The following is a 22,863-nucleotide window of genomic DNA, read 5'->3' on the forward strand; positions in this document are numbered from 1 at the left end:
TCGCTCGCTCGGTGGTGGGGTGCTGGCGGGGGCCGGGTTCGTGCTGGTCGAACGACGACGGGCGGCACCGTTGTTGCAGGTCGGGTTGTTCGGCGACCGCGGGTTCGGGGCTGGTGCGGTGTCGCTGGTGGTGCAGTTCCTGGCCGCGTTCGGGGTGTTCTTCCTGCTGATGCAGCATCTGCAGCTGGTGTGGGGCTACTCGCCGCTGCGGGCGGGGCTGGCGTTGGCGCCGGTGGCCGTTCCGCTGGTCGTGGCCGCGGTGCTCGCACCGTGGGTGTGCGAGCGGGTGGGGTTGCGGGTGATGACCGGCGCCGGTCTGGCGTTGGTGGCTGGTGCGCTGGTCGGGATCGGCGGGCTGGGGGTGGACGAGGACTATCCGCGGCTGGTGGTGTTCCTCGGTGTGTTCGGGCTCGGTCTGGGTATCTGCGCGACACCGGCCACCGCCGCCATCGTGCGCGGGGTTCCCCGCGCCAAGCAGGGCGTGGCCTCCGCGGTCAACGACGTCACCCGGGAACTCGGTGCCGTGGTGGGGATCGCGCTGGCCGGCAGCCTGCTCGCCGGCAGCTACCGCACCCATCTCGCCCCAGCGATCACCCACCTGCCGGCAGCAGCTCGCGCCCAGGCCAGTGATTCGCTGGCCGCCGCGCTGCGGCTGGCCGGCGACACGCCCGCCGGACCGGGTCTTGCCGCTGCGGCGCGGCGTGCCTTCGTCGACGGGTTCCACGACACCCTCAGCGCCCTTGCCGTGATCACCGCGGTCACGGCCATCGCGCTCACGGTGTGGGCGCCCGGACGCCACCGCGGGCACCGACCGTGGCAGCCAGGGGAAACCCGAGGCCGCGACGCTACCAACCCTTCGCTTGTCGACGAACAGGACAGGAGTACCTCGTGACCGGACGACGCGTCATCAGCGACTACCCGCACCAGCTGGCCGGGCACTGCGGGTCGGGAGCGCTGCGCGACCTGATGCAGTGGGCCCAGCTGTCCTACGACGACACGCCACTGGACGAAGGCACCGTATTCGGGCTCGGCGGCGAACTCGGGTTCAGCTACCTGCGCCACCCCGCCATGAGCCCGCCGATCTACCTCGTGGGCCGGGGCCCCGACCTCACCGGTGGGTTCACCCGCCGTCTCGGGATCACCGCCACCCAGCACACCACCGACGACCCCGGCGAAGGCTGGGCCTGGGTCCGCGACGAACTCGACCACGGATATCCGGTGCTGTGCTGGGCCGACATCGCCCACCTCCCGTACCTGCGGGTGCGGCTGAGCATGAGCCGCCACGACATCGTGATCACCGGCTACGACGACCACACCCGCACCGCCACCGTCATCGACAACGACCGCGCCGACCCCCAACCCGTCGGCTACGAGGCGCTCGCCCGCGCCCGCAACTCCACCGGATTCCCCGCACCCACCCGCCACACCACCTACCGCCTGCGCTACCCCACCCACCTGCCGCCCTTGGCCGACACCGCCGCCGACGCCTGCCACGCCGCCGCCCGAGCTCTGCGCCACCCCCAGCCACTGCTGCCTACCAGTCAACTCGACGGGGTGACCGACCTCGCGCACGGCGCCGGCCTGGACGGCCTCCGCGTCTTCGTCGACGACCTGCGGCGCTGGCCCGACGTGTTCACCCCCACGCAACTGGACACGGTGCTCACCGCGCTGGCCGCGTTCATCGACAAGGCCGGCACCGGCGGCAGCCTATTCCGCCGCCTGCAAGCCGACTACCTGCACTACCTCAACCAGCGCACCGGCCTGCCCCTCGCGGGACAAGCCGCCGACCTCTACGCCCAGCTCACCCAGCACTGGCACGACCTCGCCCGCATCGCCACCACCGCCACCACCGACACCTCCAACCGCGTCACCGCACTCACCGACACCGCGCGACATCTCCCCGAACTCGAACAGCACGGCGCCGATCTACTCGACCTCCTCGCCCGCGAACTCAGCCCCTACGCCCCGGAGACCCCGTGACCACCCCCACACCCCTCACCTACCGCCGCGCGGGACTCACCCTCGCTGGTGACTACTGGACCGCACCACCAGCCACCCCACCACGCGGCACCGCTATCCTGCTCCACGGCGCCGGACAAACCCGCTATTCCTGGCACCACACCGCCGCCCGGCTTGCCGAGCACGGCTGGACCACGCTCACCCCCGACGCCCGCGGACACGGTGACAGCGACTGGGCACACCCCCACGACTACACCATCGATCACCTCGTGGACGACCTCGTCCACATCACCGGCACCCTCAACGACACCCCCGTGCTCATCGGCGCCTCCATGGGCGGTATCACCGCACTGCTCGCGCACGCCGACCACCCCATCGCCCGCGCCCTCGTACTCGTCGACATCGCCCCCCAGATCAATCCCGCCGGCGCCGCACGCATCCTCGATTTCATGACCCGACACCGCGACGGCTTCGCCACCCTGAACGAGGCCGCCGCCGCGATCGCCGCCTACAACCCCCACCGGACCCGCCCCGCCACCCCCCACGGACTCCGCAAGAACCTCCGCCAACACCGTGACGGCCGCTGGCACTGGCACTGGGACCCGCAACTGCTCCAGTTCATCAACGACACTGCCGCCCTCACCCACCTCACCACCCGCATGGACACTGCCGCCCAACAGATCACCATCCCCACCCTGCTCATCCGCGGCGAACTATCCGACATCGTCAACCACGACTCCGTCGAACACCTGCTCCACCACATCCCCACCGCCCACACCGCCACCGTCACCAACACCGCACACATGGTCGCCGGCGACGACAACGACATCTTCACCAACCACCTGATCGACTTCCTCAACCACCTCCTCCCCCTCCCGCGGTAACGGGGGACTATCCCGTGAACGGGACGCGCTCCTCGCAGCGCTGGACCAGGCTCGGGACGAGCGGCTGACGATGCTGCGGAACCAGCAGATCGATATCAAGCCGCTGCTGACCAACAAGCGTCAGGATTCACTGGTCTGGCGATGCACATGTACAGCCTCGCGGTGTTCGACGCGGCGCCGGATCCGTCGCTCTGCGTCGTTGTCACCCAACGAGCGGTCGAGCCGTCGATACAGGCTGCGCGAGATTTCACGTGCCGGAGCCCCTGTGATCCCTTCGCGGTCGGCCCACCAGCTGCTCAAGTCGGCCCACGTGAGCCCATGTGCCGCCAGTGGCCGGTCGTAGACGAGGCAGAACTGTTCGTTCTTGACCACCCGGAAGTCGTTGTTAAGGGCATCGCTGAAGACGATCTTCGGCTTCGGGCCGTCGGCGGCGAAGATCAGGTTCGTCATCGAGCCGCGCACGCCCGCGCCGATCCTGCGACCGGCAAAGACTGGGGCGCCGCTGGTGTCAACCTGGACGATCTCGTGGCCGTCATGAACCAGTGTCCGGTTCAGAAAGTCGTGCAGTTGCTCGACTTCGGCAAGGTTCGTACGAACCATCGGGTGCAGCATCTCGGCCAGAAACCGCACGAGCGCGTCATCGCTATCCGCTAGGCCGAATCGCTCGTCGTGGAAGACCCAGTCCTCAGGCCAATCCAGGTTCGCGACGCAGTGCTGGATGATGTCCTCGCGCGCTGAGGGGGACTGCGTGGACCGGGAATCTGTGGTGGGCAGCGTGTCGAGGTCGTAAAGGCGCCCTAGAAAACTCGACCTCGTTGACGACGCCGTACCAGCATGGCGACTCGGTGGTGCTGGTGTGTGCCTCGGGCGGTCGTGCCGAGCAGGCCCGCACCCTGCTGGAAAGCGCCGGTCTGGACCGACTCAGCGTGCTACGCGGCGGTATCACCGGCTGGGAGCAGCAGGGAGGCGAGCTCAACCAGGGCCGGGGCACGTGGGCCATGGAGCGGCAGGTGCGGTTGGTCGCTGGGCTACTCGTGCTCACCGGCGTCGTGGTCAGCACCGCCTACGAACCGCTGAAGTGGGTCGCCGGCTTCGTCGGCGCGGGCCTGACCTTCGCCGCGGTGAGCAACACCTGCGCGATGTCCCGCGTGCTCGGACTGCTGCCCCACAACCACACTCCCCGCACGGACGGTCGCGCCGGGTGACGTCCGTGATGCGACTCGCAGTCACGATGGATGCCTCCGGATCGACTGCAAGGAGTAACAGCTTGTCGCTCAGGAGTGGGGCCGCCCCAGGAATAGGCCCCAGGAATAGACGGCCCCACTCCTGGCCAATGGATTTAAGCGGCGAGCGATTTGGCGTCGGGGAGATCGAATTCCGCATTGCGGACGCTGCGACGAATGCGGACCATTCGCCCGGCGTGTACGACAGGATCGTGTCCGGGGTGCGGCGTGCACGGAGGCTTGCTCCACCGTCGGCGTCGATCATGATCTGGATCACCGTGTTACCGCCAGCCGGTACCCGTCCAGCTACTTCGTCCAGGAAAGTCGGCCAGTCATCAGCGGGGACGCTCAGAACCGGGCCGGCACCGCCGTCCTTGCTGTCGCGGAGGTGAACGAGATCGGTGTCGAAGAAGACCTCGACGCACTCGTTGCCGTTCGGGTGGCTGAACGAGCTTTTGAACCAGATCCCGACGGGGCCGTCACGGCGAGCTGTGCTGGTGTTGTTGGAGGTCATCTCCGCGGCTGCCCTTCGTGTCGCTGCGTCGTTGCTGGTGGTCATAGGGTCCCAGCGAAGTCGAGCAGGAAGCGGCGAGTCTGCTCCGGCCCTGATGCTGCGGCCTTCTGCTGCTCCCACAGCGTCAGGTACCGCGCTGTGCGCTTGCTGTCGTCCACGTAGGTACCACCATCGTGTTGCTCCAGGTAAACGATACTGACCGGCGGCTTGGTGTCGTAGCCGAAGATGCTGTACTCGTAGCCTTGCCCCATGTAATAGCCGACACTGAACGGCACCAGCTGAAGCTCGATATTCGGCCGATCAAGGGCCTCGACGAGCCACATGACCTGCTCTTTCATGATCTCCGGACTGCCGGTGCTGCGGCGGAGGGCCGCTTCGTCGACGATGAACCAGAACTGCTGATCGGTATTGTCGAGCACCCGTTGCCGTGCCAGTCGGTCGGAGGTGTCCTGATCGATCTGCTCCTGACACAGTGAGGGTCGCCACGCGCGAAACAACGTGCGCATGTATCGCTCGGTCTGTAGTAGGCCCGGCACCACCATCGCCCGGTAGGAGAAGATCCGCTGGCAGCTCGGCTCCATGTCGACCAGCAGCCGCATGTGCTGCCGGAACCGCGTACTGAACGCACCGCGCTTGGTCCGGCGGTTGCCTTCGGCTTGCAGGTCGCGGGCATACGCCTGGTCAGTCTCGGCGGCTCCGTAGCGCTCCAGGAGCGCGTCCAGCTCCATCGGCCGGATGCCGCTGCCGGACTCGATGTGCGCGATCTTCTGCTGAGTGCAGCGCAAGACCTCCGCCGCGTCGTCCTGCTTCAACCCGGCCTCGACGCGTTGCCGAGCGAGCTCATTGCCCAACACGATCTTCATTACCGCTGGTGGGAGCTGTTGTTGGGCCACGCGCACCTCCGTATGCCAACTGGCCTGATCACGCACGATACAAGCCAATTCACCCATTTGTACGTGTACTCAACTTGAGTACACGAGTTACCGTTTGATTCAGCCTATCTTCAGAACCGCCAAGTCTGCGAGGTCAAGTCTATGAGTACACAAGTTACGAGCCTACTCGACGAGGACTTGGGCCATGGTGGCGCACCCCAGCGGTTTCCGTACCCAGCACCAATGCCACTGAACTTCCCAGGTCCCTGCTACAAGCACGCTCGGCCGCATCGCCCCATCGGGGCCGACGGGCCGAGCTGCCGGCGGTGGGCAGCGCGGCGTCGAGTCCCTTTCCCGCGGGTGACGACTCCGCGCGCTGCCCGCCGCCTGGTTCCTGTGGCGTGGCTATGGCTTCCCAAGCGTCCTGTCCGATCCGCTGTCGCTGCGGCGGCGCTCCCCCGAACGGAGCGGTCAGGACTCCACCACGGCGGCCCCGTCGAGGTCCCGAACTCCCACGGGGTCGCGTGGCATTCATGACCCTCGGTGGGCAGGCGTTGACCCGGACCGCCGCCTGCCCACCGGGTTCCACAGCCGCCTCGATGGCACGGGAGCTGCCATGAAGCGGCTCAACCGTGTGGACACCGTGCTCGCACTACTGGAACGCGCGGGCTGGTTGGCCTCGCCTGCCTGGATCGTGCCGTGTCGCGACGAGCGGGGCCGCAGGGCGCAGCTGCGGGTCGGTGTGTCTACGGATGGGGTCACGATCACCCCGTCCCAGCCGGGACACCACACGCTCACCCCAACCGAGGCTGGACAACTTCGAGCGGTCCTCCGTGACGCGGTGGTGACCCGCGCACCGCTGGTGCCTTCGGAACCGCCTGAGCCCCGCCGTCCAGGCACACCTCCCGCCCAGGCGTTATCCGCGTCGAGCCACGCCGGCCACGGCGCGCGAACCCGCCTGTGCCTCCCCACCCCGAGCGAAGGGTCGGAGTATCGCCATGGCAACCACGTTTCACCGCGACGGCCCGACGTCAACCCCGACAACGGATTCCGCCGAGCCGCTTGACCTCGCCGCTGGCGCAGAGTTCTTCCGCCGTCTGGGTTGGCCAGCCAGCCTGGACGCCCGTCAGGGGCGACTGGTGGTGTACACCGGCGACGTGCTCGACGCGCTTGTCCTACCGGCGCGATTGGCCAATACGGTCGCTACAACGCTGAGCACGCATCTGATGAACGGCCCAATCTGCACCGACAGCAACCACCGCTGGTGGACACTCCTGACGGCGCCGTGCCAACGGGCCAATCTGGAGCTGCCCACCGAGTTGCGGACAGCACGGGTGCGCGCAGTTCCTCGCGGCGGGCACGTTGTCGTGCCGCATCCCGCGGACACCCGGCACTGGCCGCAACGCCCACGACAGAACCGGCCGCTACCACCCTTGTCTGCACTTGTAGCACTCGCCCGCAAGGTTCTCCAGACACGGCATTAACCACACGCGCACATCTCATGCGCGAAATCGCCTTGCCTTCCAAGACAACGGAAGTAATGCCCACTCGTCAACAGCCACCGAAAGGTCCGCTCGTGCGTATACCCCTGGACGAAGTCACTGCTACCACGCCCTGCCCGGGTGTGCTCAGCCCTCGCACGAAGCACTACCCGCGAACAGTGTCCGGTTGGCCCGTCACGATACCCTACCTCGCCAACGGGCCGCTGGGCCAGCACCAGATCGTCATGCCTTCACTGTGCTCCAGCGAGCACTTGCTCCCACCTCGCTCTGATGAGGCCGAGTCGACCGGGCACGTGTGTGGACAATGTCTCGATCAACGTGCGGCACACTGCAGCAAGAAACGCACGTCGCCTCACTACGCGCGAGCGCCCAGGTAAACACGCCGGCTTGATCGACAGTCACGCCCCGATGGATGCCGGGTCGCTGTGGGACGCCACGAACTCCGCGACAGTACGGGAACTCCTCTCATCGGTTCCTCTATCTATCTCCACAGTGGACGGCATAGCGCGGAAATGATGGGTGCGCCGACCGTGCCGTTCTTTGCCTTCGAGCGGGCGCTACTGGCCACCCCGACCGAAGAACTGCCGGCAGCCGTCGACGTTGAGTTTGACTGGCCAACGGTCGACATGGACGACCCCGAGGTGGAGGCAGAACGGCAGCGTGCCAGCGAGGTCGCTATCCATCGATCGCAACCGGAACAAGCGCCAACCCAACGATCAGCTCAGTGGCAACCGCCCATGACGGCAGACGAGTTGGCACATCTGCTCGAACTTATGCGCAAGAAGTGGAATATGTAAGGAGATTCGCCATGCGACACCTTAAGAGACCCGCGTCAGGAAGCCACTGCGGCCCGGATGCACCGTTACGTTTCATCCTCGGCTTGCTCATTGTGGTCACACTATTGATCATGACTACCTTCGCCCTCGACAGCCACGCTGCCGGCGCAACGCCGGTTCGGTCTCCCAGCATGCTGCAACCTGTTCCGGGCAAATCAGCAACTACTCACAGCCTGGCGCGGGCCTCTGATCGTTGCGACACGGCGCCACCGCCGAACACTTCACAGAGGATTCGGTTCGCGGTCTCGTCCAGTGAGGACTCCTGAAGAATGACGTGTTCTTCGGCGAAACCGAGCTGATCCGCAGCTCGATACCACTTCCGCATGTCGTCATGACCAAACTCATGGGACTGGGGCCGCGTTTCGTGACGACGCAGAGTCTCCTCCCACGAAAGGTCGAAGTAATAGAATACCGTGCGGCCCCGGTGATCACGGCGAAGACGGTTCAGCATGCCCGCGTATTGCTCCGCATGCATGATTCCTTCGCAGATCACGTTCCACCCGCGGTTCAACGCAAACCGCACCGTCTGGTCAATCAACGCGATGTTGTGCCCGCCGGGAACATCCTTTTCCTTCAACACAATGCGGCGAAGGTAGTCCTGCTCGACCACGCCACACTGCGACCAAGATGCGCGCGCAACCGATGCGCAGTCGAGGACTTCCCTGAGCCCGAAGGACCGCGAAGCACAACCAAGCGAGTGTCCTCCGTGCCCACAGGACTCCTCGACGACATCGAATCCTGTTCGTCGATCACGGTGTCCCTCAACGGTTGTTCTGGAGGGACTGGAGGATCGGCATGGCGGCGATCTGGTCTGCGCTCAGATCGTCCCAGTCGAGTCCGCCGGGGCGGCGCGGTGGTGCGCAGGTGATGACCTCGTCGGTCGTGACGATCACGTCGACGCTGAAGTCGTGGCTGGTCTCGGGGATGTCGCCCTCGATCACCTGGAGTGGATGCACGGTGGTGACGATCGTAGTCGCGGGACCGATCAGGCCCGCTTGTGCGAGCAGGGCAACTTCGATGTCCGAATACCCGGCGCCCTTACCGAGCCGCACACCATCGCGGCTGACAGCGACGCTGCCGCACACGATCAGATCGACGGGCCGCAACTCATCCAGGCCAACGTTGCGTGCTACCGACGGCGCCATGCGGCTGGACGCGGCTTCCTCGGCAGGAACGGTCAGACCGGCTGGGTCGAGCAGATAGAAGGGCTGCGGTGGCGCGAGCTTGGGCGCGGCCATGTAGACCACCTTGCCCGCACGTAAGGCGCGGGCACGGGCCGGGAGCTGTGCTTTGTCCGGCACGGCCTTGATCACGCTGGCAGCCTCCCACTCCGGCAGTGCGGCGAGTCGATCGGCGGCGACCTCGGCGCCGACGAAGTTCGGGATGCGCCCATGCGCACTGCCGTCTCCTGCCACGACACCCTGCTGGTCCAGCAGGTTCCACACCTGCCGGCGGATGGTGTCCTTACGCGCGTCCACCTCGGCTGTGGTCACTGTGTGCGCTCCTCGTCACGCTGTAGTCATCAGTGAGAGCACCCGATCGTAGATGTCCTGAACGACAGGCTCGCCACGCCAGCGGCGAAGCTTGCGCACGGCATCGGAGACGATGTTCAAGCCGCCACCTCCGCGGGTGGCCTCCAGGACGTCGATGGCGTCGTGCAGGCTCGCCGCAGCCGCATCGAGCTCGCCCTGGTGCACATAGGCAAGGCTGAGGTTGCCGAGCACGATCGCGCGGGACTTGCTCCGCGCAGTCATCGCTTGGGCAGCTGTGTCGAGGATGCGTTGGGCGCGGCGGTGATCTCCTAAGAACAGGTAGCAGGAGCCGGCCAGCCGGTCGAACTGGGTCTCGGAAAACAGATGCGCAGCACCGTCGGTGGCCCGGACGCTCGTGAAGCTGCATTCCGCGGCGGCCAGTGCCGACTCGCACCGCCGCGTGTCGCCGAGCATGGCGTGGGCCTCGGCCGAGTGCAGCTGCGCCAGCCCGGTCAGGACGTTGCTGGTCGAGCGCGTGACCTCGGCAGTCTGTTCGGTCAGCCGCAGCCCCTCGATGGGATCGCGCTCCCCGTAGAGCGCGAGGTAGCTCGTCCGCAGCAGCGCGTGCCCTTCGGCAGTTGGGCTACCGATCTCGCGGGCCGCGGCTGTCGCCTGATCAAAGTACTGCCGCGCGGTGCGGTGATCCCGGCGCTGGGAGGCGTCCCACACCAGCTGTCCCATCAGCGTCGCCGCAGTGGCCTCGGCCGCGAAGAGGTCGCGCTGCAGGGCGCCATCCCCGCCGTTGCGGGCGAGGAAGCCGATCTGACCGAGGGCCTGGCCCGTACCGGCTAGCAAGGATGTCGACGCATCCGGTCATACCGCTCGTCCAGGCGGTGTACCTCCTGCCACAAGCTCTCCACGGTCGCCAGGTCCGTGCTGTTCGGGGAGCGAAGGGCGTGCCCGACGCGACCGCGGCTCAGTGGCTCTTCCGGGTCGGCTTCCGGCGTGAGGAGGTCGATCAGCTCGGTGGCCGAGACGCCGAGTGCGCGGGCAAGCCGCGGCTGCTTGCGTGGCGAAGGAGTGACCTCTCCAGATTCCCACCGATAGATCGTCGACCGATCGGTTCCCATGCCGATGGACGCGGCAAGCTGCTCTTGGCTCATCCCCATCGCGCGGCGATGCCGCCACAGACGCATCCGCTTGCCGGACATGCACGCGTCCCCCAATCGAACAGAGTGATTCCATGATCCTGGTCGGATTTTCGCAGGTCAAGGACTACTCGGTGTCGTAGCAGCCCAGGTTTCGGAACGAATTGTTCCTAAGACACCCCCAAAAGCGAGGCGCTGGCGCACGAGCTGCTGGCGCTTGCCCGGCATGTGACCACTCCTCGACGTCGACCGTATCCATCTGATTCCAGGAGCATCTTCCCTGGTCACGGACTTATGTGCGGCATTCGTGCAGCAACGGTGCAGCGATTCTGCTCTGGTTCAGCGGGCACCCCGCCGGTTGACTGCCACCTGAGCACCCCACCGCTGCGGACACCGACCGCACGGCCGACACCCGGTGCTCGGACCTGTGAATAAGGGGCTCGCTGCCAACGAGGAGACATTGTGACGCTCCCTCAGCGATTCGTGGGCGATGCCGCACCACGATCCCGTTGCGTAGAACATCGGCTCGCACCGCGTGCGATCCCGCACCTGCCAGGCGACAGACGCTCGTCTCCCTCCGTCCCGCACGCGATCGGGAGGGGCCGATGCTGATGAAACGCCTGCTGACGGCGTGCCTTCGATCGCTCTCGCGTGGCAGGGTCGAAACCGTCCACGACCTTGTTCCCTGCCGGGACGGGCATGGACGACGCGCGCGCATCGCTGTGCGCGTGCTTCCCGGCAGGAATGTAGGGGTCGAGCTTCCCGCTCCCGGCCCGGTCTCCGTGCGTCCGCTTGATGTTGGGCGTCTGCGTTGGGCGCTCCGGTCTGCCGCAACGTCATCCGACTCGCCGGCGCGCACCCACCGAGGCCGCCGGGCATCGCAGGGGTCCTGAACCAACGCACCGCCACGCTCGCTGCCCTCTTCGCAGCTACGGCGCACCCATAGTCCGCGGTGGAGGTGGAGCGCGTCTCGCGGCCTTCACCTCCACGCGCACCACCGAGCAAGGAATCCGGAGAATGAGCGCCAGAATCGACACTTCACCATCGCACGCAAACCGCATCGGGAACGTGGCCGCCCCGGGCACACCCGGCATCCACCGCCATCCGCGTCATGCGGTCGTGATCGCCTCCGGCGGCCTTGATTCGACCGTGCTGGCTTACTGGCTCCAGGCTCGCGGAACTCAGCTGACTCTGCTGTCCTTCGACTACGGCCAGCGTCATCGAGTGGAATTGCGTTTCGCAGCGGCGACCGCACAGGCCCTCCGAACGCGGCACGAAGTAGTTGATCTCTCCGCGCTCGGGCGTGTCCTTCAGGGGTCGGCGTTGACCGATTCCAGCGTCGGAGTTCCGGAGGGTCATTACACCGACGAGACGATGCGGGCGACCGTGGTTCCTAACCGCAACGCCATCATGCTCGACATCGCGGTGGCTCTGGCGGTGACCACGCAGGCTGACGCGGTCGCGTTCGGCGCTCATGCTGGCGATCACCCGATCTATCCGGACTGTCGGGAACGCTTCACGACCAGCTTCGCCCGGACAGCACAGGTCGCGAACGAGGGGTTTCTCACCGACGACTTCCAGCTTGTGGTGCCGTTCCTGGCCAGCTCCAAGACCGACATCGTGCGGCTGGGTGCCGCGCTCAACGTTCCATTCGAGCAGACGTGGTCCTGCTACCGCGGCGGCACGGAGCACTGCGGTACATGCGGCACATGCACGGAGCGCCGAGAGGCGTTCCATGACGCAGGCGTGGCCGACCGTACGACCTACGCGGTGGGGTGCACCTGACGATGGCCGGAACAGAGCCCGACCGTTCGGAAAGACCTGAGTGGGGCCGTCTTTCCCGACCCGACACGCGTGTGCTGGGCTGCGCATCAATCTCGCGGGATGGTGGGATCGTTCCCGCCACTCAGGCGGAATCGAGCCTAGCGCATGTGGAGCCCGAGACACCAGCAGGCGATCACGCTGCTCCGCAGTCGCACTCGTTGATGCCGCTGTTGAGCGAGAAGCATCTGCGCCGAGCACTGCGCCAGTGCGGACGACGGTCTTCAAGCCCTGGGGCCGATGGGATGACGTGGCGCGATCTTCGCCAGCAAGCCGGAGCAGTCCTCCCAGATCTCGCCACCCAGCTCGCCGCGGGTACGTGGCGCCCCGGTCCGCTTCGAGAGCTGACGATTCCCACCTACGCCGGGAAATCTATGCCGACCGCGATCCCCACGGTGATGGATCGCCTCGTGCACCGAGCAGTGCGGAACGCGGCGGAGCCCATCCTGGAGGCGCGGGCGTTCGCCGACTGGGTCTCCGGCTTCCGGCCCCGGCGGAACCGCAACACTGCGCTTCGCCACGCGAATGACCACTTGACAGCCGGGTACCGATGCGTCGCCGATATCGACGCAGCCAGGGTCTCGGACGGCGCGACTGCCGCCGAAGCGGTGGACTGGTTCGCCGAGTACATCCATGACGGCAGTTTTCTTCGTCTACTCAGGACTGTACTCGCGGGGATGCCCAGTCCCGTGGTCCCAGGTTCAGGACTAGCTCCGCTTCTGATCAACCTCCGACTGTCACAAGTGGACAAAGAGGTTTCGGGGCTCCGTGTGGTGAGGTTCGCCGACAACTATTGCGCTTTCGCTGCGACGATGGCGGGCGCAGGGGAAGCGTTCTGGTGCATCAGTGACGCCATGGCGGCTGTGCGGTTGGAACCGAACGCGGCCAAGAGCCGGATACGACGCGATGCCAATGCCGAAGACCTTTTCCTCATCGATGGGTAGCGCGATGAACATCGACTGGATCGAGATCCCTGGCGGCACCTGCTTGTTCGGAGACGAATCACGCCCCGTCACGGTGCCCACGCTGCTGTGGACGCGCACGCCGATCACGCAGGCACACCTGGGCGATGGTCCAAGCAGGAACTATCCGGTCACCGGTGTTGACCATCCCACGGCGGACCATGTCGCTCGCCGACTCGGGGGAAGGTTGCCCCGCTCGGTGGAGTGGGAGTGGATGGCATCGGGAGCCGAACGACGGGTGTGGCCATGGGGGAACGCGCCCTGGGGTCCCGAGTTGGCCAATCTCCGGGACTCCGGATTCGAAGGCACGACCGACGTTGCGGCACATCCGGAGGGTGCGACGCCGGATGGGATGCTCGACGTGGCTGGGAATGTCTGGGAGTGGACCGCCAGCTCCACGATGGGTGATGGCTTCGTGATCCGCGGCGGCTCCTATGCCTCGCCGCCCCTGTACGCGTGGTGCACGTTTCTCAACTCAGCACCGGCTGAACTTCGGTCTCTCGGCATCGGGTTCCGGGTGGTGCGTGAGCCGTGACGACACCTGTTCCCGCTGAGCGTGGTTTGATCGTCGCTGGCTGCTCGCGGCGGAAGAAGTCGACCAGGGCAGCGATCGCTGCCTTGGACCTCTACGAGGGCGGTTGCATTCCAGGACTTCGGGATCGTCTCGGCGACAACGTTCAATTGCGCCAGCGGATTCGGATCGTGTCAGCGCTCTACGGCTTGCTCCACGCCGACTCACCGATCATGCCCTACGACCGCCGGCTGACTGATGTTGCCGACGCCGATGTCTTGCGCCAGCGCGTGGCTCCGAATCTCGCGGGTGAGTTGGCTGCCGTGACGCACGTGTTGGCGGTCGTCGAACCCCTGTACCTGCTCGCCCTGGAGCCAGTGGTGCGACGGCTCGACGCGATCCGTCTGTATTGGATCTCCGCCCCGCGGGATTGGCATCGGGCCGCTGCAGTCCTCGACACCTGGGGGTGGACATGAACGCCTCGCTCACCAAGACCTTGGCACACCGCGGAAATGACCACGCGGGCCACACACGAGACTTCGAGCGGACGACGGGGATTGCTTGGCATGCCGCTGTTCCATCCGGCTGGGTCGGCGGTCGGCGTCTGTCGGTGGTTCTTCCCGCGCACAACGTCGGTTACTGCCTGACGATGGTGCTCGACGCGTTGGAGGCACAGACCTACGGGCGCCGCTTCGAGGTGATCGTCGTCGACGACGCCTCAACCGACGCCACCGCGAAGATCATCGCGACTCATCCGGCCGTCACAACGGGACTGCGGCTTCCCGCCCGGTGCGGCGCGGCCACCGCCCGCAACCTGGGCACCTACATCGCCCAAGGCGAGACCGTGCTCTACGTCGACGCGGACATGCTCCTGCCGCCCACGACCGTGGGGGACCTGGCGGCACGTGCCACCGACCACGCGGTGCTGACCGGATTCCGGCACAACCTGCCGCACGGCGCTGCCTGGCCCGACGTCGGCCCCGATCTCGCCGCCGACCATCGAGTCACCTGGCGACCACCGGTGAACACCCCTTTGCTCTACAGCGGCATCACCCTGCGAGGACCCGTCGATGGCCGGCCGCTGGAGCACACCCGCGACTTTCGCGATCTCGGCCACGGGCGGACGTACTACGACTGGGATCTGCAGCGCATGGTCGTCACCGCGCTGCTGGCCGTGCCCCGCGCCGCGGTCCTGGACGTCGGTGGATTCGATGCCGAGTTCGGGCGCATCGGCTGGGGTATGGAGGACACCTATCTCGGCGCCTGCCTCATCGCCGCCGGGCTTCTGGTGATTCCCCTGCGCCAAGCGGTCGGATTCCATCTCGATCCGCCCGACGCGGTCGAGCAATGGCAGCACAAGCTCGGCACCTGGCCAGCGACCCTTGCGCGCTACCGAGCGCTGCTCGGTGAACCCGCCCGTTCCGGACGACGCGCCGCGCTCATTACCGCGATGAACTCCCTGTTGCACTCCTGCGAGGTCTTGCGATGACAACCGTTCACCACACCGCGATCACCACCACGACGCACCGAGTCTTCGCCACGGCGCGTGCGACCAAACCCGATACGTCCACGACCCCCTGACCGGGCTGACACACCGCGCCGAGAGCTTGATTGCCCTCGGGCGAGCCCGCCTGCCGGCCAGTTCGATGGCGAGCTGGCCGACCATCCATCCCGGCGAGCTGGATCGCGAGGTGCCTGTCAGCGTGTGCTGGTCTCCGCTGGTGCGCTGCAACCTCGCCTGCCCTCATTGTCTGGACGACAAGGCCGTGCCTGAACTCGCCCGAAAGGATCGCCAGCGGATCGCAGCCTTGCTCGGCGAGTCCGGGGTCTTGGCCGTGGACATTTCCGGAGGCGAGCCCTTGCTGCTGCGCGATCTCGGCGAACTTGCGGCCACGCTGACCAGCTCCGGGTGCGTGGTTAGCGTGACGACCAACGGATGGCACTTGCAGCGGCGGGCCGAAGCACTGGCCGGGCAGGTCGATGCCGTGCGGGTCAGCCTCGACGGTCCCGACGCGGAGTCCCATGACCGCTGGCGCGGATCGGGGAGTTTCCGCCGCGCCGTGGCTGGCGCTCGCGCCGCCGTCGCCCACGCCATCCCCACTCAACTGCAAACGGTCCTGATGACCTCCGCCCAAGGGACTGCGCAGCGCATGGTCGACCTCGCGGAGGAACTGGGCGTGCATGGCGTGACTTTCCTGCAGATGCTGCCCATCGGGGAGGGCGCCGCGCTGGCCGACGCGGAACTGCTCACCGACGAACAGGCCCGCGCCATCGTTGCCGACCTCGACATTCCCGATGCCGTGACTGTCCGGCTGCGTACCAGGGACGACGCAGGGGGCTTCACGGTCATCCGGGCCGACGGGCGCGTGTGGCGCAACGACTCCGTGGCCGAAGGCATCACCACCCTGCATTCCTTGACCAATCTGTCCGACCTGGCACTGACCGGGAGGGATGGTTCGGCATGAGCACCAGCATCGCCTCGTCCGCGCCGTCCCGCGTCTTCGAGCACCACCGCCTGTGGCAGCTGCGCACCTCCGTGATGCTGCAAGCGTGCCGCCTGCTGGCCACCGCAGCCGTCCAGCTCACAAGCCGCGCGCACCTGGAGGCAGTCAGCGCCGTGATCGGTATCGCGCACGGCGGCACCACTCCTGCACGCCACATCGCCGCACGCCTGGGCCTGCAGGCGCACACTGTCCGAGCCAGCCACAACACCACCGACGCGCCGTACAGCCCGGCGACCGGCACCGTGACCTGCGATCTCAACTCCTGGCAGCCCACCGCACCCACCCGGCTCGCGGGAACCGTGCTGGTGGTCGACGACATCTGCGGCTCCGGCGCCACCTTCACCGCAGTCCTCGATGTGCTCCGACCCTTCGCCGAGCCCGACACCCGGTTCCTCACCTGCGCCCTGTGCCGCAACCGCGGCGCGTCCACGCCGCCCGATCTCTACTGCTGGGACGTCGCCGACTGGGTTGTCTTCCCCTGGGAGGACGTTCCAGCAGGTCAACCGACGACGCCGCTCCCACCCTTGAATCAGGTGATCATTCGTGACTGAAGCACCCGAACAGCCACCGCTGACGGTGGCGTTCGTGCTCGCCTCGTACACGGTCGACGCGCCGGCCGGCATGGAACGCGCAACCGCCGCACTGGCCAGCGGCTTGCGCCAGCTCGGCCACCGCGCGGTCATCCTCACCGCAGCCGAGCAACCAGAGCCCGACCCCGACGTCATCCGGCTGCACACCCTCGCCTCGTCGTTCCCGTGCGACGACGACACGCTGCGCCGAGCCATTCACGAGGCAGGTGACCGGCTGCACCGCGAGATCGTCGCCACGTTCGACGCGCTCGGTGTCGACGTCGCCGTGTACGTCGACGCCCTGTGGGGCCTGGGGCGAGTGGCCGTCCAGCATCGGGCGCGCTCAGTCCTCGCCACACACGTCATCGGGCACGACGAGGACCTGGCCGTAGCCTTGGCCAGCGTTGAGCACGTCGTCGCCCCGTCGAGCACGGTGCTCGACCAGGCTCGCGAGCAGGGCTACGACACCGATGGCTGGTCCGTGATCCCCAACGGCCTGCTGCACGACCATCCGCGCCCGGACGAAGCAGCTCGGGAGACGCTGCGCAGGCGAGCCCCGATCCGCGTACTCGGTCGTCTCGGGCCGGAGAAGAACATCCCGGCCCTGGTCAATGAGGCGCGGTTGCTCGAACGCCCGGCAGAAGTCGTGGTCGCAGACGCCGGGTTCGAGACCGTGCCCGGTGCCCAAGGCGGCGAGTGGTCCCGCTGCCAGCACGCCGCCGCGCACAGCCCCTGGCTGCACCTGCGATCCGGCGGGATCAGATGGGCGGATGTGCCCGCCTGGCTTGCCGAGGCAGCCGTGGTGATCGTGCCCTCCCTGCGGGAGTCCTTCGGCCTCGTCGCACTGGAAGCCATGTCCGTGGGAACGCCCGTGGTCTGCTACGACGTCGACCACCTGCCGTCCCTAGTCGGTACTGGCCCCGAGGCCGGCGGCGTGACCGTCCCCAAGTCACAGGGTGAACACGCGCTGTGGACGGCTGCCGGGGACCTGCTGGGTGATCCTGTACGCTACCGGCACCTGTCCAGGGCTGCGTACTACCGATCGCGGGACTTCCGGCCCATCACAGTCGCCGAGTGGTTCGTGAAGGCGGTGCGGTGATGCCTGCTCAAGTCCCCTTGTTGCTGGTCGACGGCCACAACCTGCTCTGGCGGGCAGCCTTCGGATTCCCCGCCGAAATCAGATCACGGGACAAAACCCGCGACCTCACCGCCTGCTTCGGGTTCTTCGCCCTGCTCCGGGTCGCGATCCGCGACGAGCTACCCACGGCCCCCGAAGTGATCATCGTCTTCGACGGCGAACACGGCTCCGCCGAACGCCAAGACGCCGATGCCGACTACAAGGCCAACCGGGCGCTCGACGACGGCGCACGCAAAGCGCTGGAAGCGATCCCCGTAGTCCAGCGCGGGCTCGACCTCTACGGACTGGCCTGGATCGAGATCGAGACCGCCGAAGCTGACGATGTCGTCGCTACGCTCATCAGCCGCGCCCGCCGCCACAGACGGCCTGCGTGGATCTTCTCCACCGACCGCGACTACTACCAGCTGCTCGACGAGCACACCCGCGTGCTCAACACCGCAATGCACCCGGGAAAGCGCCACATCGGGCCGGAAGAGGTTGACGCACGCTACGGAGTACGGCCGGAGCAGTGGCCGTGTTTCTGTGCGCTCAAGGGCGACCCGGCCGACAACATCCCCGGCGTGCACGGCATTGGCGCGGCCACCGCTGCCCGACTGCTCGCAGGAGGACTCACACTCGACGACTTGGCCGCCTCTGGACGACTCAGCGGCGCCAAGGGCCAGCTCATCCAGCAGCAGTGGCAGCAAGTACTGGCTTGGCGGGATCTCGTGCGCATGCGCACGGACCTGCCGCTGCCGGTGGAGCCCACCGGTGATCCCAGCGCTGAGTTGCCCAAACCCGCCGAGGTGATCGAGAAGCTGGAGCTGTGGTGACCACGCCAAACCCCGCGACCAGCCCGGCGTCCGTGCTGACGGTCATGGCCCACCCCGACGACGCCGAACTGTGGGCGGGCGGAACACTCGCCCGCCTCGCGCAGGTCGGCGCTTCCGTGACCATCGCTGTGCCCGAACACGCTGACGCCATCCGCAACACAGAAGCCGCCACGGCCGCTGACGAGCTGGGCGCCCGTTACCACTCGTACCCGGCCGTCAACGCGAACGCGCTGCACGACCTGCTCGACGCGACTCGGCCCGAGGTCGTTATCACGCACCCGCTCGACGACGTCCATCCTGATCACCGGCATGTGGCTCACACGCTCACCGCGGCGCTGCCCGAGGTCGTGATCGCCACCGGGCGCCCGCGCCGGGTCTACACCAGCGACACCTACAACGGGCTCACCAGCCACAGCCCGATCGCTGCGCACAGCGTCATCGACGTCACGGAAACCTGGGAGACCAAGATGCGGGCGCTGGCCGCGCATGCCTCCCAGCCCATCACCGAGCATTTCGGCCCCATGGCCGAAACTTTGGGCCGCCTGTGGGGCAGCCGCATCGGCACCCGCTACGGCGAGAACTTTGTCCCGCTGCCCGTTCTCGGCCGCGTCCCAGCGGCCACCACGCTCTGACTCACCACACAGCAACCTCTGGGGACATCACCATGGACACCGCTGCACAGACGCGCGTTCTCGACGAAGCCGTCTATCAATACAGCACTCTGACTGCGGCCGACCAGCTTGAACGCCTCACGAAGGTGGTCTCCTCCGGAGCACTCGGCGCTATCGCCGGAGACCACGTCCGCGAATTCGAGCAGCAGGTCGCCGGCTACCTCGGCCGCCAGGGTGCGGTCGCCACCTCCTCTGCCAGTGCCGCGCTCGAACTCCTCCTGCGCTGCCTTTCCCAGCGCGAAGCTGCCGAACGTGTCGTCGTCCCCGAGGTCTGCTGGATCTCGGTTCCCACGGCGGTCCTTCGCAGCGGGCGAACACCGGTCATCGCCCCCGCAACCAGCGACCTGACCCCACATTGGGAGCAGATCGAGCCGCTTCTCGACGAGCGCACCACCGTGGTGATCCTGGCGCACCTGCGGGGCCGCCCAGCCCCGGACACCCAGCGCATCACTGATGAACTCGCCCAGCGCGGCGTCACGCTCATCGAGGACTGTGCCCAAGGCTGGGGAACCACCCTGGACAAGCAGCCGGTCGGTGGCCGCGGCGTGGCGGCGGTGTTCTCCACGGAGACCCACAAACTCGTTGCCACTGGGGAAGGCGGCATCATCGCCACCGACGACAGCCATCTGCTGGACGGACTGCGGGCCGTCGGCGGGAACACACGCATCGCGCTGCCGGAGAATGCTGGCGGCCGGGGTAACGACCGGATGAGCGAGATCACCGCAGCGAGCGCTCTGCCACAACTCACCCACCTCAATGCCTTGCGGCAAACGCTCCGCCCGCTGCAAGACAAGCTCATCGGCCTCCTCCAAGACGTGCCGGAGGTCCGTAGTGTTCTCCCCACCGCGATCGGAAAGTCGCCGAACCTCGACGCTGAGGAGTCCAACGGATCGCTCGTCGGCGTCTGGCTGCCCACACCTGGGCACGCCAACCGGGTCGCCGACCACTTGTTCCGGCTAGGCGTTCGGCACTGGTGGCCAGGACCTGGGGACCCACATCTGGCCATGAACTGGCCCGGCACACCGAGCACGGCCAGCCTCGTCGACATGGCCTGCTACCTCGACATCCAAGTCCCCGTGCTCGACGAATCCCGGCATCCAGCGTTCCTGGACCTGATCCGTTCCGCGCTGCGTCTGGACAACCACGGAAGCGAGAGTGCATGACCAGCCGTCCCCAGCTACCTTTGCGATGCGCGATCATCGGATGCGGGCAGATCGCGCACGAATACCTCACTACGCTTCAGCGCGCCGCCGACCTCACCATCATCGCCTGCGCCGACATCGACATCAGCACCGCCACGAAGTTCGCTGAGCACCACGGCATCCCCGAATTCGCGCGCCCGGCGACGTTCTCGCTAACAGCCAGGTCGACGTCGCCGTGATCCTTACCCCACCGGCAACCCACATCGACCTCGCCCGCCTCGCGTTCGATGCTGGGGCACACGTCTATGTCGAAAAGCCGCTCGGACTCACTGCCGCCGACTCCGAGCTACTTCTTCGCACCGCATCAGACAAAGGGCTGCTTGTGGGTGCCGCACCCGACACCGTGCTCGCCCCACCCGCACGCGCCGCTCACTACGCATTGACAACCGGGGTCATCGGCACGCCCCGTACTGCCGATGCGGCGCTATTGGCACCGGGACCCGAAAACTGGCACCCGGCACCGCAACCGTTCTACGCCTCCGGCACCGGCCCGCTCGGGGACATGGGGCCGTACTACCTGACGATGCTGACCTACCTGCTCGGCCCCATCGAGTACGTCGAAGCGACCGCGACCTCGACTCGCAGCGAACGCACCATCCGGACCGGCCCCCACGCCGGCGACACCTTCCGAGCCGACGCTCCGACCCACGTGGTCGCGTTCCTACGTTCCCGCAGCCAAGCCCTCGTCACGGTGACCACGAGCTTTGACATCGCCGCCACCGCGCGCCCGCACCTGGAGATCTACGGCACCGACGGCTCGCTTGTGCTGCCCGACCCCAACTTCCACGACGGCTCCGTGCGCTACCGCTGCCGCGGTGAGCAGAACTGGCAGGAACTCCCACAGGATGACGTGGACGTTTCCACCGGCCGCGGGCTCGGCGTGCTGGACCTCGTCGACTCCATCCGTAGCGGCGCCTCGGACTGCCGCAGCGGCCACCGTGCCCACCACGTCGTCGAGATCATCGAAGCCATCGAGTTCGCGCGCCTCAGCGGACATCCCGCCGAGCTACGACTGCTGCGAGAGGAGCGGTGTGCGGGCCTACGCTGACATCGCCACAGCCTGGCACCGATTGGCTACCTACGTCGGCACCGAATTCCGCCCCGAACTCACGGACTTCACCACGTTGCGGGCGTTCCTCGACGTCGAGTGGACACACCTCGGGGCGGCCTTCTATAGACAGAGCGTGGGATACCTCTACGACCTCACCCACTTCCACTACATGGGAGTCAAGGACCCGTTTTTTGCCTTTCTCCTGGAATTCGCGCACGGACACGGCATCGCCGAGGTCGCAGACGTCGGCTGCGGGATCGCGCTGGATACTCAAGCCCTGTTGCAAGCCGGTCTCGATGTGCACGGCTATGACCTCGACAACCCGTGTTTGGACTACGCGCGCTGGCGGCTGGACCGCGATCTCGACGCGGCCCACCGCATCCACACTCTTGACCACCTCTCGGGACAGCGTCACCAGCTCGCCTATGCCGTCGACGTCCTCGGACACGCCGACGATCCGCCGGGTCTGATCGAGCTGCTGTTCACCGCAGCCGACTATGTCTGTCTCAACCTCGCACCCCACGAGGCGGACCATCGCTATGGCCCTGCTGATCTTCACCCGGCCTTGGACCACCAGAGGGTCCTGGCCGATCTCAGCAAGCATGGCGACCTCATCCGCTTGGGGACGCAACCACCCAATGTCCTCACTGTGTGGCGTTCGCACCTAAGCCATTAGCTACAGACTCCCAGACGGAAAGGACGATCACCGCATGTTCGCCGCGTCAGCCGAGCCCCCTTCCGGCGAACCCCTTCGCAGGTGGGTCGGGATCAGCTCGTTCGGGTTGAAACTATCGCCTACTGCCACCCCTCGTGAGACACGTGTTCGATGTGCGATGGTTGCCCAACCTCTTCCATGCCCCTATACCCGAGACCTCTCCGGATTGGACGCACCGGTGCTGCGGTTCCCGACACTGACCAGAAGACCGAACAGTGATTGGCAAGAGTGATCGAACTCCTCTACCCCAGCCTACGGACGCAGTTCGACCAATGTTTACGCTGGATACATCATCGAGTATGGTTTGCTTCGGACATTGAACATTTGGCGCCGTCTGGTCCCTTGTGCTTGGGAAATTTTCCGTTCTTGTTCAGCGTGAGCTGCTTTCGAGAACAGCAAGGGCAGGTTTTCCTGCTTCGTGGTCGAGTGCATCTCCGCTTAAACTGGCTGTCGAGTGTGTACCGGGTAGTTCCAGAACCGGAGCACTCCTTTTGCTC

General features: G+C 66.6%; 24 protein-coding genes and 3 pseudogenes. 20 read left to right on the plus strand and 7 right to left on the minus strand.

Translation table 11 applies throughout. The features are described from left to right. Positions 1 to 19 precede the first annotated feature (19 nt). The 3 genes from BJF85_RS30455 to BJF85_RS18850 are packed head-to-tail and all read left to right on the plus strand — an operon-like array spanning position 20 to position 2,843. Positions 20 to 892, plus strand: a complete 873-nt coding sequence (locus BJF85_RS30455; protein WP_075849420.1) for an MFS transporter — start codon at positions 20 to 22, stop codon at positions 890 to 892. Then, entirely contained in the window at positions 889 to 1,980 is a 1,092-nt protein-coding gene (locus BJF85_RS18845; RefSeq protein WP_075849422.1) for a BtrH N-terminal domain-containing protein, read from the plus strand. Before BJF85_RS30455 ends, BJF85_RS18845 begins: the two co-directional genes overlap by 4 nt. Further along, positions 1,977 to 2,843 (plus strand): alpha/beta fold hydrolase, encoded by an 867-nt coding sequence (locus BJF85_RS18850; RefSeq protein ID WP_075849424.1) that lies wholly within the window; start codon positions 1,977 to 1,979, stop codon positions 2,841 to 2,843. Before BJF85_RS18845 ends, BJF85_RS18850 begins: the two co-directional genes overlap by 4 nt. 120 nt (positions 2,844 to 2,963) lie before the next feature. Here the strand turns inward: BJF85_RS18850 and BJF85_RS18855 are convergent. Continuing rightward, positions 2,964 to 3,641 (minus strand): annotated as a pseudogene (locus tag BJF85_RS18855) (hypothetical protein); the annotation flags it as partial. 17 nt (positions 3,642 to 3,658) lie between these two features. On the opposite strand from BJF85_RS18855, the gene BJF85_RS18860 reads away from it, so the two are divergent. Then, the gene (locus tag BJF85_RS18860; RefSeq protein ID WP_255375755.1) at positions 3,659 to 4,048 is read left to right on the plus strand and encodes a rhodanese-like domain-containing protein; all 390 of its coding nucleotides are present in this window, start codon (positions 3,659 to 3,661) and stop codon (positions 4,046 to 4,048) included. 385 nt (positions 4,049 to 4,433) lie between these two features. Here BJF85_RS18860 and BJF85_RS30460 read toward each other — a convergent pair. Both BJF85_RS30460 and BJF85_RS18870 read right to left on the minus strand, forming a co-directional pair. Further along, positions 4,434 to 4,625, minus strand: a pseudogene (locus tag BJF85_RS30460) (DUF397 domain-containing protein); the annotation flags it as partial. After that, the gene (locus BJF85_RS18870; RefSeq protein ID WP_075849523.1) at positions 4,622 to 5,473 is read right to left on the minus strand and encodes a helix-turn-helix transcriptional regulator; all 852 of its coding nucleotides are present in this window, start codon (positions 5,471 to 5,473) and stop codon (positions 4,622 to 4,624) included. The pseudogene BJF85_RS30460 and the gene BJF85_RS18870, both read right to left, overlap by 4 nt. Positions 5,474 to 7,469: 1,996 nt before the next feature. Between BJF85_RS18870 and BJF85_RS18880 the strand changes: the two genes are divergently transcribed. Further along, positions 7,470 to 7,751: a hypothetical protein gene (locus tag BJF85_RS18880; RefSeq protein WP_158057019.1), complete on the plus strand. Its 282-nt coding sequence runs from the start codon at positions 7,470 to 7,472 to the stop codon at positions 7,749 to 7,751. 205 nt (positions 7,752 to 7,956) lie between these two features. Here BJF85_RS18880 and BJF85_RS18885 read toward each other — a convergent pair whose 3' ends face one another. The 4 genes from BJF85_RS18885 to BJF85_RS29075 form a co-directional block, all read right to left on the minus strand. Next, complete coding sequence (locus BJF85_RS18885) at positions 7,957 to 8,400, minus strand: hypothetical protein (protein ID WP_255375756.1); 444 nt, start codon at positions 8,398 to 8,400, stop codon at positions 7,957 to 7,959. Positions 8,401 to 8,551: 151 nt separating this feature from the next. Beyond that, the gene (locus BJF85_RS18890; protein WP_222844593.1) at positions 8,552 to 9,283 is read right to left on the minus strand and encodes a 5-formyltetrahydrofolate cyclo-ligase; all 732 of its coding nucleotides are present in this window, start codon (positions 9,281 to 9,283) and stop codon (positions 8,552 to 8,554) included. A 15-nt stretch (positions 9,284 to 9,298) separates the two neighbouring features. After that, the gene (locus BJF85_RS18895; RefSeq protein ID WP_222844594.1) at positions 9,299 to 10,117 is read right to left on the minus strand and encodes a transcriptional regulator; all 819 of its coding nucleotides are present in this window, start codon (positions 10,115 to 10,117) and stop codon (positions 9,299 to 9,301) included. Beyond that, a complete protein-coding gene (locus BJF85_RS29075) occupies positions 10,111 to 10,473 on the minus strand; it encodes a helix-turn-helix transcriptional regulator (RefSeq protein ID WP_222844595.1) in 363 nt (120 codons plus the stop codon). Before BJF85_RS29075 ends, BJF85_RS18895 begins: the two co-directional genes overlap by 7 nt. Before the next feature lie 954 nt (positions 10,474 to 11,427). On the opposite strand from BJF85_RS29075, the gene queC reads away from it, so the two are divergent. The 15 genes and pseudogenes from queC (at position 11,428) to BJF85_RS18965 (ending at position 22,327) form a co-directional block, all read left to right on the plus strand. Next, the gene (gene queC / locus BJF85_RS18900) at positions 11,428 to 12,195 is read left to right on the plus strand and encodes a 7-cyano-7-deazaguanine synthase QueC (protein ID WP_083666538.1); all 768 of its coding nucleotides are present in this window, start codon (positions 11,428 to 11,430) and stop codon (positions 12,193 to 12,195) included. Positions 12,196 to 12,476: 281 nt separating this feature from the next. Beyond that, positions 12,477 to 13,175 (plus strand): reverse transcriptase domain-containing protein, encoded by a 699-nt coding sequence (locus tag BJF85_RS18905; protein WP_255375757.1) that lies wholly within the window; start codon positions 12,477 to 12,479, stop codon positions 13,173 to 13,175. A gap of 4 nt (positions 13,176 to 13,179) precedes the next feature. Then, a complete protein-coding gene (locus BJF85_RS18910; RefSeq protein ID WP_075849434.1) occupies positions 13,180 to 13,728 on the plus strand; it encodes an SUMF1/EgtB/PvdO family nonheme iron enzyme in 549 nt (182 codons plus the stop codon). After that, a complete protein-coding gene (locus tag BJF85_RS18915) occupies positions 13,725 to 14,180 on the plus strand; it encodes a DUF6884 domain-containing protein (RefSeq protein WP_369822221.1) in 456 nt (151 codons plus the stop codon). Before BJF85_RS18910 ends, BJF85_RS18915 begins: the two co-directional genes overlap by 4 nt. Beyond that, the gene (locus tag BJF85_RS18920; protein ID WP_075849525.1) at positions 14,177 to 15,193 is read left to right on the plus strand and encodes a glycosyltransferase family 2 protein; all 1,017 of its coding nucleotides are present in this window, start codon (positions 14,177 to 14,179) and stop codon (positions 15,191 to 15,193) included. Before BJF85_RS18915 ends, BJF85_RS18920 begins: the two co-directional genes overlap by 4 nt. A gap of 157 nt (positions 15,194 to 15,350) precedes the next feature. Then, positions 15,351 to 16,169 (plus strand): radical SAM protein, encoded by an 819-nt coding sequence (locus BJF85_RS18925; RefSeq protein ID WP_255375758.1) that lies wholly within the window; start codon positions 15,351 to 15,353, stop codon positions 16,167 to 16,169. Next, positions 16,166 to 16,759, plus strand: coding sequence for a phosphoribosyltransferase (locus BJF85_RS18930; RefSeq protein ID WP_075849437.1), 594 nt, complete (start codon positions 16,166 to 16,168; stop codon positions 16,757 to 16,759). The genes BJF85_RS18925 and BJF85_RS18930 overlap by 4 nt, the downstream gene beginning before the upstream one ends. Continuing rightward, entirely contained in the window at positions 16,752 to 17,876 is a 1,125-nt protein-coding gene (locus BJF85_RS18935) for a glycosyltransferase family 4 protein (protein WP_075849438.1), read from the plus strand. Before BJF85_RS18930 ends, BJF85_RS18935 begins: the two co-directional genes overlap by 8 nt. Before the next feature lie 17 nt (positions 17,877 to 17,893). Continuing rightward, positions 17,894 to 18,727: a 5'-3' exonuclease H3TH domain-containing protein gene (locus BJF85_RS18940; protein WP_075849439.1), complete on the plus strand. Its 834-nt coding sequence runs from the start codon at positions 17,894 to 17,896 to the stop codon at positions 18,725 to 18,727. After that, entirely contained in the window at positions 18,724 to 19,359 is a 636-nt protein-coding gene (locus BJF85_RS18945; protein WP_255375759.1) for a PIG-L deacetylase family protein, read from the plus strand. Before BJF85_RS18940 ends, BJF85_RS18945 begins: the two co-directional genes overlap by 4 nt. A 32-nt stretch (positions 19,360 to 19,391) precedes the next feature. Then, positions 19,392 to 20,561, plus strand: coding sequence for an aminotransferase class I/II-fold pyridoxal phosphate-dependent enzyme (locus tag BJF85_RS18950; RefSeq protein ID WP_075849440.1), 1,170 nt, complete (start codon positions 19,392 to 19,394; stop codon positions 20,559 to 20,561). Beyond that, complete coding sequence (locus BJF85_RS18955; protein ID WP_139320714.1) at positions 20,558 to 20,779, plus strand: Gfo/Idh/MocA family oxidoreductase; 222 nt, start codon at positions 20,558 to 20,560, stop codon at positions 20,777 to 20,779. The genes BJF85_RS18950 and BJF85_RS18955 overlap by 4 nt, the downstream gene beginning before the upstream one ends. Continuing rightward, positions 20,776 to 20,865: pseudogene (locus tag BJF85_RS31575) on the plus strand (Gfo/Idh/MocA family oxidoreductase); the annotation flags it as partial. The gene BJF85_RS18955 and the pseudogene BJF85_RS31575, both read left to right, overlap by 4 nt. 57 nt (positions 20,866 to 20,922) lie before the next feature. Then, a complete protein-coding gene (locus BJF85_RS18960; RefSeq protein WP_255375760.1) occupies positions 20,923 to 21,648 on the plus strand; it encodes a Gfo/Idh/MocA family oxidoreductase in 726 nt (241 codons plus the stop codon). Continuing rightward, entirely contained in the window at positions 21,632 to 22,327 is a 696-nt protein-coding gene (locus BJF85_RS18965; RefSeq protein WP_075849443.1) for a bifunctional 2-polyprenyl-6-hydroxyphenol methylase/3-demethylubiquinol 3-O-methyltransferase UbiG, read from the plus strand. The genes BJF85_RS18960 and BJF85_RS18965 overlap by 17 nt, the downstream gene beginning before the upstream one ends. Positions 22,328 to 22,863 lie beyond the last annotated feature (536 nt).

Origin of the sequence: Saccharomonospora sp. CUA-673 (genome assembly GCF_001942305.1) — a bacterium.
Taxonomy (GTDB): Bacteria; Actinomycetota; Actinomycetes; order Mycobacteriales; family Pseudonocardiaceae; genus Prauserella.